The following is a 10,530-nucleotide window of genomic DNA, read 5'->3' as shown; positions in this document are numbered from 1 at the left end:
GATGAAAGAAATTGTCCGGGATGACGGCCGACACGTAGGTGCCCGACCCGACCGCGCCCGCCGTATACCCTTCGCCCCGCAATTGGTCGTAGGCGGCCTCGACCGTCGAGCGCGACACGTGCCAGCGTTGCGACAGGCTGCGCGTGGACGGCAGGCGTACGCCGGAAGCCAGCGCCCCCTTCAGAATCCGCTCCTGGATCTGCCGATAGACCCAGGTTTGCTTGGATTCCCCCTCACGGGGCGACTCCAGGGGCAAGTCCAGGCTGGATTCCAATTTCTTCCGGCTTGAAAGTGGCTTGTTCATTATTATCAATATGGCTCTATTTGATAAGCCATTCTATCGATAAATTGTGGTCTGGATGCCCTCTGCCATCAGTCACCCGGAACCTGCCATGACCTCGTCCTACACCATCACCCTGCCCGCCGGCGCGTTCGCGACGGACGGCCAGGTTTCCATCCTGGATGCCGCGCTGGCCGATGGCACGCCCGTCCCGTTTTCCTGTCAGCGCGGAGAGTGCGGCTCGTGCCGGGCGCAGGTGCTGGCGGGGCGCTACGAGCGCATCGTGCCGCCGACCGAGCGTTCCTATGTGCCTGCCGACGATGAATTGCTGATGTGCCAGTGCCGCGCGGCCAGCGACCTGACGCTGCGCTTTCCACACTGGACCGCGCCAGCCAAGGCGCCGCAGCCCGTGCGCGCAAGCGTGGTCTCGCGCCGTCCGTTGACGACGGATGTGACCGAACTGATCATCGAAGTCCCAGGCGACGCATCCTTCGACTACCAGCCCGGCCAACATGTACGCTGGCTGTTGGACGATGGCAGCCATCGCTGCTTTTCGATTGCGAGCCTCCCCACGGCCGCCGGCCCGCAACGGCTGGCGTTCCACATTCGCCGCACGCCCGCCGGCACATTCACCAACCAGCTGTTGCCCGCGCTGACGCCGGGCGACACGGTGACGCTGGACGGGCCGCACGGCGCTTGCGTGTGGCCGGCCACCCGCCCCGACGGCATCGACCATCTGGTGCTGCTGGCCACGGGCACGGGCTTTGCCGGCGTGTTCCCCATCCTGATGGCGGCCCTCGACAGCCGCAGCATGCAACGCGTGACGCTCTACTGGGGCGGCCGGACGCCGGAGGATTGCTACGCCAGCGGCCTGCTGAACGCATTGCAAGGCAAGGGCGGCGTCTTCCGGTGGAATCCAGTCGTGTCGGGCGACGTTTCCGCCGACGGGACCCACACGCGCTATGTGCAGGACGTGGCGGCCGAAGCGGGCCACGATTGGTCGCGCACCATGGTCTACGCCTGCGGCAATGGCGCCATGGTTCGCGCGGCGCAGGCACGCTTGCGCGAAATGGGCTTGCCGGAAGGACGCTTCCAGTCTGAAGCGTTTCTGCCTTCCGACAGCACGGGGCCGGTCAGGGCCTCCGCCGGCCAGCCGCCGCATCCCTGGGAGCGCGTCAGCGAACGCTTCACGCTGGACGGCATCCTGGATGCGCGCCGGCGGTCGATGGACGCCGTGCGCGAGATCGCCGCGCTGATGACGCCCGGCATCACCACCGGCGAGGCCATCGCGCTGGCCGACCAGCATTTGCAGCGCATGGGCGCGTCCCACAATTGGCATCCCACCTACATCCGCTTCGGCCCCGATTCGCAATCCCCCGCAGTGCAACCCACCGACCGGAGCCGCACGCTGGGCGAAAACGATATCTTCGTCGTCGATATCGGCCCGGTCTGGGACGGTTACGAAGGCGACTACGGCGACACCTTCGTGACTGGCGCCGACGCAGACCAGCAGCGCTGCGCCCAAGCGGCCCGCGACGTCTTCCAACGCGCGCGCCTGGCGTGGCTGGACGGCCTGACCGGGCAAGCCCTGTATGACCTGGCCGATGTCTATGCCCACGAATACGGCTGCGCGCTGGTGCACGATATCGCGGGGCACCGGGTATCGGATTTTCCGCATGCGCTGTACGGCAAGCACCGGCTGGCGAACGCCGACTTCATTCCCGGCGACGGCATCTGGGTGCTGGAGATCCAGGTCCGCGACCTGGCCTCACCCATCGGTGCGTTCTACGAGGACGTGCTGCTTCGCCCCCTTACGCTGCCCCCCTCACCGCCTGAACGCCTGGGCAAGGTGGGCGCGGGTGGCCATACGCGTTCGGCCGACCCGGCGCCGGAGCCGGGGGCAGCACGAGCATGAAGCGGCTTCGGCCGCTTACGGCTTGCCTGTCCCCGGCACCCAATGCTGGTTCGCCAGCTTGGGATCGGGAAACGGCAATTCCAGGTTGGTGGGCGGCGAGGCCACCCACTTGCCGCCATCCTGATAGAAGTCCATCGGCGCCTCCGAGGTGCCCGCCGGCATCAGCAGCATGGTGGTGCAAGAGACCCGCCCTTTGTGCGACGGGTTGGGCGCGGGCAGGCAGGTGCCGATGGCCAGCTGCGACTGCTTCATGCCGGGCAGATCGTCGCCCAGCAATGTAACCACGGCGGCATGCGCCTGCTCCGGAGTCGGGACGACGAGCGGCTCGGCGTGCGCCGCGAAGCCGACCACGGCCATTCCCAAAATACCTAGCGAAGCAAGCTTCATGCGTTTCCCAGAGTGAAGTCCAGGGGCCAAGCCCCACGACTGATTCTACCCGGGGCGCCGCACCGCCCTGACCTTGCCGCTATTGCCCCCGCCGCAGTAGAAGCGATCCGCGCCATCCGACTCCAGGCCCGACACCCCGACACCGTCGGGCATCTCGACGCTTTCCAGCACGTCGCCGGTTGCGGGATCCAGGCGCCGCAGCTCGCTGGCGTCGTTCTCCCAGGTGCCGTGCCAAAGCTGGCCGTCCACCCACGTGACGCCGGTGACATAGCGGTCGGAATCGATGGTGCGCAACACGCGGCCGGTCTCGGGGTCCACCTGATGGATCTTGCGTTGCTGATACTGGCCGACCCATAGCGAGCCTTCGGCCCACGCCATGCCGGAATCTCCGCCGCCGCCGGGCGCTGGAATCGTCGACAGCACGCGGCCGTTCTTCGGATCCACCTTTTGGATGCGCCCGTCGGCGATCTGATAGAAATACTTGCCGTCAAAGGCCGTGCCGGCGCTGGCCGCGACGTTCAGCGCGCGCGGGGTTTCGCCGCTACCAGGATCCAGCGCGACGAGTTGCTCACCTGTCGCGAACCAGACCTGTTGGCCATCGAACGTGACGCCATGCACGTTGTCGACGCCGGGGAACGGGCCGTATTCACGGAGGATTTGGGCTTGGGTTCGTTTCATGATCGCATCCTGTTTGGGTGGAGAAGTCATGCTACTCACCGGGCAGCAATGCCGGGAGTAACAAGCTTGTCGTGAAACCCGGCACCGGCGGCGTCATCCACCGGCGCGCGCGCCCGTGCCCCAACGGCTGCGCCTGCCCGGCCGCCGCCAGCGCATCCAGCGCCCGCTGCATGGTGCGCTGGCTGGCGCCCAGCGCCAGCGCCAACGCGGAACTGGACCACGCCTGGCCATCGGCCAGGCAGGCCAGCACCGCGGCTTGATCCCGGTCGGCCGCCTCCAGGGGTCGGGCAAGCACCACCACCTCCGGCGCCCCCTCCGGCTTCAGCACAAAGCCGTGCTTCGTCGCGCTGACGCCGGCCAACGGACGCATCGCCGCGCGCAAGCGCCCGATCTCCACGCGCAAGCGCACACGATGGGAGTCGTCCTGGAAGCCGGTCCGAAAGGCCTGGGCGATCAGCAGTTCACGGGATACGTCCTGCGGCCAGGCCTCGGCCAGCAGCCGCGCCAGCGTGAACAAGACGGGGCGGCTGGCCAGCGGCACCGCCCGGCCCTCGCGCCGCAATACATTGCGGCAGGCGTCGACGACGAGTGCCTTGGACGCCAGCAGTACTTCCACCTCGCCCAACGTCATGTCCCGCGATTCGCCCTGCCCGACCCGGCAGCCGGCCGGCGCGCTCAACGCGGAGAGCGCCTGGTCCACTTCCGCCAGCAAGGCCGGGATACCCGCCTGACCGGCGGCTTGTGCAGCGCGGGCCAGCGCCGCGCTGGCCGCCGACGCCTGCACCTGGCGCAACGCGATGCCGCCCCGAATCAGTTCATGGATCGCGCGCGACGCGGCGGGCAGCCCCGCAGCGTCCACGGCGGCCAGCGTGTGCCCCGCCTCTTCCAGCCGGCCGGTCAGCAATTGCCTGCGCGCCTGCAGATGCGCCGCATGGGCGGCATTGACTACGTCCCCGTGCGCGGCCAGCGCGGCCCGGGCGGCGGCCAGCGATCTTTCCGGCCACGCCAGATCCCGCGAGGCCAGCGCGACCTCGGCCTCGGCCACCACGCAACGGGCACGGGCAACGGAGTCCGTCGCGCCGAATGCCTTGGCCGCGCGGCGCAGTAGCGCTTTGGACCGCACGAAGTCGCCCAGTTGCGCCATCGCGATCCCGCGCAACGCCAGCGCCGGCGCATCCTCGCGCAGTGCGACGTGGTTCAGCGCGCCCAGCGGATCGCCCGCCGCCAACGCGCGCGACGCGCTTGAAATCAGAATATCCATGGAGGTGCCGCCACGCTATCGCTCCTGCTGGCCCGGGCCTGGAAACTAATCTACCACCCGTGGGCAGGCATGCCAGCAACCCGCCTGCGCCGTCACACTGTTGCACCCTGAAAGCAATGCGTCCCCGTTTTATACCGAAAGCCCCCTCCAGCGCCCCCTTTCCCGCCTCGCCAGCGTGTAAACTCCCCCCTTTTTGACTCTGGTGGTATGTTGCAAGCCCCACAGCGCACAGGTTTAAGCGGCCCGACGCTCATTCGCTTGCTGACTCGCCTGACGGATGTCGACGTTCCGGAATCCAGGCAATCGCTTTCCGACCATCTGAGCCAGTGGCTTGGCTGGACGGACGCGATCGCGCTATCCGCGGCCTTGAACACCAGCCCGCCGGTGATTGCCCCCGGCGCGCGGACGTTCAGCAGCGCCGAGGAACGCGAGTGCATGCGCGTCCGGACCACGTTGGCGGATGCCATCGCCAGCGACACGGCGGCGACCGCCGCCAAACGGCCTATTCCGGGGCAAGCGCCGGCGAAGAAGCCGGCGGCCGTCGCGGAAGCCGAAGCGGATTACTCGAATTTCCGGCAACGGTATCAGTCGTTGCAGCACACGATGGAGACCAGCGTGGGCAATCTGCGCAGTCGTCTGCGCGGAATGGTCGCGGCCAAGAACGGCGAAATGACGCGTCTGGCAGTGGTGGACGCCATCATGGACCGGGCGCTGCTGCCGAAGGAACGCGCCCTGCTCGGCGTGATCCCCAAGCTGCTTGGCGGACATTTCGACCGCCTGCGCCTGGCCGAAGCGGCAGCATTGGCCGAGGCCAGCGCCGATACGCAAACTGAAGACGGCGCGGGCGCCGAAGTAGAAGGCGCCACGGCGCCTGAACCGGCGCCCGTGTCGATAACACCCGGCGCATGGCTGGACGTGTTCCGCAAGGATATGCGGAGCGTCCTGCTCGCCGAATTGGATGTTCGTTTACAACCGGTCGAAGGGCTGCTTGCCGCCCTTCGCGCCAGCTAACCGGGACACTATGTCCAAGTATCTGATCAATTTCGTCGTTTTCCTGGCCGGTCTGGCCGTCGTGGGCTGGATCGGCGCGGGCTATGCCGGCACCAATCCGCTGGCGCTGGCCGTCACGCTGCTGATCGGCGTCTGCTATCTAGCCGGCGCGGTGGAACTGCTGCGCTACCAGCAAGCCACCTCCAGCCTGACGCGTGCGGTCGCCAACCTGAAGGAAGCGCCGGCCAGCCTGGCCTCCTGGCTGGACCCATTGCATCCCAGCCTGCGCAATGCGGCGCGGCTGCGAGTGGAAGGCGAACGGGTCGGCCTGCCCGGCCCGGCGCTGACGCCCTATCTTGTCGGCCTGCTGGTGCTGCTGGGCATGCTCGGCACCTTCCTGGGCATGGTCGTGACGCTGCGCGGCACCGGCATGGCACTGGAAAGCGCCACCGACCTGGGCGCCATCCGCGCGTCGCTGGCAGCTCCCGTCAAGGGCCTGGGATTCGCATTCGGCACCTCGATCGCCGGCGTGGCTACGTCCGCCATGCTGGGTTTGTTGGCCGCGCTATGCCGCCGCGAACGCGTGCAAGCCGCGCAACTGCTGGATACCAAGATCGCCACCACCCTGCGGGTGTACTCGCAAAGCTATCAGCGCGAAGAGTCCTTCAAGCTGCTGCAACGGCAGGCTGAGGTGATGCAACGCCAAGCCGAGGCGATGCCTACGCTGGTCGACCGCCTGCAGACCATGATGCAAAGCATGGAAAAGCAGACCCAATCCATGAACGAGCGGCAGCTTGCCAGCCAGGACGTGTTCCAGGGCAAGGCCGAGGCGGCCTACGCCCGCCTGGCCTCCGTGATGGAACAGTCCATGAAGGAAGGCGTGGCTGAAAGCGCACGTTCCGCCGGCGTGGCGCTGCAACCCGTGGTGCAAGCCACGATGGCCAGCCTGTCGCGCGAGACCGCCAGTCTGCAAGACACGGTGACGCAGGCCGTGCAGCAGCAGTTGGCCAGCCTGACCTCGGGTTTCCAGGCGTCCACCGCCAATGTGGCCGATATCTGGAACCAGGCCCTGGCCGGCCAGCAGCGTGCAAGCGAAGCACTTGCGCAGGACCTACGCGCGTCGCTGGACCGTTTTGCCGAGACCTTTGAACAACGCTCGTCCGCGCTGCTGGACGGCGTCTCCACGCGCCTGGAAGCGTCGTCGGGCAACCTGTCCGACGCCTGGACTTCCGCGTTGTCGCGGCAAGAGCGCGTCAGCGAAAAGCTGGCCGGCGACAACCTGCAAGCCCTGACCGCGGCGGCCGCCAGCTTCGAGCAGCACTCCGCCTCGTTGCTGCGCACCTTGAACCAATCGCACTCCCTGCTGCAATCCGAGCTGGCTTCGCGCGACCAGCAACGCCTGGCCGCCTGGACCGAGACGCTGGGCGCCATGGGCGCCACCCTGCGCCAGGAATGGCAACAGTCCGGCGCGCAAGCCGCCGACCGCCAGCAGGCCATCAGCGATACGCTGGCCCAGACCGTGCGCGACATCAATGCCCAGGCGGCCACGCAAGCCAGCCTGCTGGAAGGCGTGTCGGCGCGCATGGAAGCGGCCGCCAACAGCGTGTCCGACCGCTGGGACGCCGCGCTGTCCCGCCAGGAACAGGTCGGCGAAAAGCTGGCCACGGACAACCAGCAAGCCTTGACCGCCGCCGCCGCCGCCTTCGAGCAGCACGCGGCATCGCTCTTGCGCACGCTGGACCAGTCGCATACCGACCTCCAAGCCGCATTGGCTGCCCGCGACGAAGCGCGCCTGACCGCCTGGACGGATTCGCTTGCCCGCACGGCACGCGACGTCACGTCCCAGACCGAGGCCCAGGCCCAACTGCTTGAAAGCGTGTCGACCCGTCTGGAAATAGCCGCCGCTCGCGTGTCCGACCAATGGAACACGGCGCTGTCCCGCCAGGAGCAGGTCAGCGAAAAGCTGGCTGCGGACAACCAGCAGGCCCTGACCACCGCGGCAGCCGCCTTCGAGCAGCACTCGGCGTCGCTCTTGCACACCCTGGCGCAATCGCACACGGACCTGCACGCCGCGCTGGCCGCGAAGGATCACGAACGCCTGGCCGCCTGGACCGGCACACTTGCCACGATGGCCGCGGCGCTGGGCCAGGAATGGAAGGCGGCCGGCGACCACACGGTCACCCGCCAGCAGGAAATCAGCGACACGCTGGCCTTGACGGCCGAAGACGTCGCCACCCGCAGCGAGGCGCAAGCCCGCTTGCTGGAGACGGTGTCGACCCGCCTTGAGACGGCCGCGCGCGAAGTCACCCAAGCCTGGACCGACGCACAGACGCGCCAGGAGCAGGTCGGCGAAAAACTGGCCGCGGACAACCAGCAGGCGCTGGCCACGGCAGCGGCCGCGTTCGAGCAACACTCGGCGGCGCTCCTGCGCACGTTGGACCAGTCGCATGCGGACCTGCAAGCCGCCCTGGCCGCGAAGGACGAAGAACGCCTGTCCGCCTGGACCGGCAAGTTGGCCGCCATGGCCGATGCGCTGGGCCAAGAATGGGAACTGGCCGGCGTGCAAGCCGCCGACCGCCAGCAAGCCATCACCCACACGCTGACTCTGGCCACGCGCGACATCACCGCGCAGACCGAGGCGCAGGCCAGCCTGCTGGAAAACGTATCCACCCGCCTGGAAACGGCGGCAAGCCACGTTACCCAGGCCTGGACCGACGCGCAGGCGCGCCAGGAAAACGTGGGCGAACAACTGGCCGCCGCCAATCGCCAGGCGCTGGAAACCGCTGCGGCGACCTTCGAGCAGCACTCGACCTCGTTCCTGCGCACGCTGGATCAATCGCACGCCGACCTGCAAGCCGCGGTGGCGTCCAAGGACGAAGCGCGCCTGGCCACATGGACTGACAAACTGGCCGCGATGGCCGACGCGCTGCGCCACGAATGGGAACAGGCCGGCGCCGCAACCGCCAGCCAGCAGCAGCAGATCTGCGACACGCTGGCCCAGACCGCGCACGACATCACCGCGCAGACGCAGGCGCACGCCAGCGACACCATCGCCGAGATCGGCCGCCTGGTGCAAGCCGCGTCGGAAGCGCCCAAGGCCGCCGCCGAGGTCATCGGCGAACTGCGCCAGAAGCTGTCCGACAGCATGGTGCGCGACAACGACATGCTGCAAGAGCGCAACCGCCTGCTGGAAACGCTGGACACGCTGCTGAACGCCGTGAACCACACGGCCGCCGAACAACGCACGGCCGTGGACGCGCTGGTCGCCTCGTCGGCCGAGTTGCTGGAACGCGTCGGCACGCAGTTCACCGACCGCGTCGAAGCCGAAACCGGCAAGCTCACCGACGTGGCGGCGCAAGTCACCACCAGCGCCGTGGAAGTGGCCAGCCTGGGCGAATCGTTCGGCACCGCGGTGCAACTGTTCGGCGAGTCCAACGACAAGCTGGTGGCCCATCTGCAACGCATCGAAGCGGCGCTGGACAAGTCCATCGCGCGCGGTGACGAGCAACTGTCCTACTACGTGGCGCAAGCCCGTGAAGTGGTCGACCTGAGCCTGATGTCGCAAAAGCAGATCATCGAAAACCTGCAGCAGTTGGCCATCCAGCGCGCCACCGCCGGAGCCGAAGCCGCATGAGCGAGGACATCGACGGCGGCGTAGAGGCGACCGCACCGGCCTGGGCCGTCTTCGGCGACCTGATGTCGGTGCTGCTGGGCGCCTTCGTGCTGATCCTGGTCAGCGTGATCGGCGTGCAGCTGCAACTCTCGACGCAGCTGGAAGAAGAGGTCAAGCAGCGGCAGGAAGAAACGCAGCGGCGCGAGACGCTGGAACAGGCGCTGGCGGGTCCGCTGGCGGCCGGCCGCGTCACGCTGATCAATGGCCGCATCGGCATCAGCGGCAGCGTGCTGTTCGCGTTGAACTCCGACCAGTTGCAGCCTGAAGGCCGCGAGATCCTGAAGACCCTGATCGAGCCCCTGGCATCCTATCTGAAGACGCACGACGAAATCCTGATGGTCAGCGGCTATACCGACGACCAGCAGGTGCGCGAAGGCAACCGCCGCTTTGCGGACAACTGGGATCTGTCGGCGCAGCGCGCCCTGACTGTCACGCGCGCGCTGATCGACGAAGGCGTGCCCTCGTCCACCGTGTTCGCCGCCGCCTTCGGGTCCGAGCAGCCGGTGGCCTCCAACGCCGATGAAGCGGGGCGCGCGAAGAACCGCCGCGTGGAAATCACGCCGATCCCCAAGCCGTCCAACGACCCGGGAAAGCCGCGTGAGCAGTGACGGCACGCACTTGGCCCCGCCTGACGCGCAAGCGGCGCTGGATGCCTGGCGTGATTGCAGGGCAGACCGCATCGACCCGGTGCGCTTCCGTTTCCTGGAGGCGATGGCGCGGCGCACGGCCCTGCTGGACGGCCCCGCGCGCCAACTGCTGGACGCGAAGCTGGCCGCCCTGCTCCAGGCTTACGAGAGCCAGGTGGCAGCCGCTGCCGCTGACACCCGCGCCCCGGATGCCGCCCCCACCGCCAGCGCCCTGGCCGGCCTGATCGATTATCTGGCCGACCCGGATCCCCCCGGCGGCGTCAGCGGCTGGACGCGCGACACGCTGGGTCTGCGGGCCACTTATCCCGACGTGCAGATGCTGGACTACTTTCGCGGCGTCTGGTCGCAGGTCAGCGCCGACCGGCAAGTGCGCCAATCGCAGGAGCAGGTCCACAAGAACGCCGGCCCGCTCAATTCCAACCAGCTGGTGCACCGCGCGCTGACCTTGATGCGCGAGCTGTCGCCCGGCTATCTGCAGCAGTTCCTGTCGTATACGGACGCGCTGATGTGGATGGAGCAGGTCCACGTGGCCACGGCGCCGGCGCCGAAGGAAACCGCACGCGCGGGCGCGGCCAAAACGGGTGCGGCCAAGTCTGGCGCCGCCAAGAAGACGCCGCGCGCCAAGACGCGCTGAACGCAGCGGCGGACCGCCTGCCGGTGCCGGCGATTTGCACAGCTCACTCCCACGCAGTAAGATAC

At 68.0% G+C, this 10,530-nt stretch carries 9 protein-coding genes; 5 read left to right on the top strand and 4 right to left on the bottom strand.

Annotated elements, in window-relative coordinates; all coding sequences use genetic code 11:
- Positions 1 to 274, bottom strand: a 274-nt coding sequence (locus tag AC27VE_RS20280) for a GntR family transcriptional regulator (protein ID WP_488704811.1), incomplete at its 3' end; no start/stop codon positions are given.
- 118 nt (positions 275 to 392) lie between these two features.
- On the opposite strand from AC27VE_RS20280, the gene AC27VE_RS20275 reads away from it, so the two are divergent.
- On the top strand, positions 393 to 2,195 hold the full coding sequence (locus AC27VE_RS20275) for a M24 family metallopeptidase (RefSeq protein WP_488704810.1): 1,803 nt from the start codon (positions 393 to 395) through the stop codon (positions 2,193 to 2,195).
- 15 nt (positions 2,196 to 2,210) lie between these two features.
- Here the strand turns inward: AC27VE_RS20275 and AC27VE_RS20270 are convergent, their stop codons facing one another.
- From AC27VE_RS20270 to AC27VE_RS20260, 3 genes are read right to left on the bottom strand one after another with little or no spacing between them, the layout of a single operon-like run.
- Positions 2,211 to 2,582 (bottom strand): hypothetical protein, encoded by a 372-nt coding sequence (locus tag AC27VE_RS20270; protein WP_131224890.1) that lies wholly within the window; start codon positions 2,580 to 2,582, stop codon positions 2,211 to 2,213.
- 45 nt (positions 2,583 to 2,627) lie between these two features.
- Entirely contained in the window at positions 2,628 to 3,260 is a 633-nt protein-coding gene (locus AC27VE_RS20265) for a Vgb family protein (protein WP_488704809.1), read from the bottom strand.
- A 31-nt stretch (positions 3,261 to 3,291) separates the two neighbouring features.
- Entirely contained in the window at positions 3,292 to 4,521 is a 1,230-nt protein-coding gene (locus AC27VE_RS20260; protein ID WP_488704808.1) for a helix-turn-helix domain-containing protein, read from the bottom strand.
- A 207-nt stretch (positions 4,522 to 4,728) separates the two neighbouring features.
- Here AC27VE_RS20260 and AC27VE_RS20255 point away from each other — a divergent pair, with 207 nt between their 5' ends.
- The 4 genes from AC27VE_RS20255 to AC27VE_RS20240 are packed head-to-tail and all read left to right on the top strand — an operon-like array spanning position 4,729 to position 10,465.
- Positions 4,729 to 5,532, top strand: a complete 804-nt coding sequence (locus AC27VE_RS20255) for a DUF3348 domain-containing protein (protein ID WP_454677127.1) — start codon at positions 4,729 to 4,731, stop codon at positions 5,530 to 5,532.
- 10 nt (positions 5,533 to 5,542) lie between these two features.
- Positions 5,543 to 9,145 (top strand): DUF802 domain-containing protein, encoded by a 3,603-nt coding sequence (locus tag AC27VE_RS20250; RefSeq protein ID WP_488704807.1) that lies wholly within the window; start codon positions 5,543 to 5,545, stop codon positions 9,143 to 9,145.
- Positions 9,142 to 9,792: an OmpA family protein gene (locus tag AC27VE_RS20245; RefSeq protein ID WP_088587167.1), complete on the top strand. Its 651-nt coding sequence runs from the start codon at positions 9,142 to 9,144 to the stop codon at positions 9,790 to 9,792. The genes AC27VE_RS20250 and AC27VE_RS20245 overlap by 4 nt, the downstream gene beginning before the upstream one ends.
- Positions 9,782 to 10,465 carry a DUF2894 domain-containing protein gene (locus AC27VE_RS20240; RefSeq protein ID WP_488704806.1) on the top strand — a complete coding sequence of 228 codons (684 nt, stop codon included), beginning with the start codon at positions 9,782 to 9,784 and terminating at the stop codon, positions 10,463 to 10,465. The genes AC27VE_RS20245 and AC27VE_RS20240 overlap by 11 nt, the downstream gene beginning before the upstream one ends.
- Positions 10,466 to 10,530: the final 65 nt, after the last annotated feature.

This window comes from Achromobacter sp. 18P8.1.1 (genome assembly GCF_057799415.1).
This window is presented reverse-complemented; position numbering and strand designations above follow the sequence as displayed.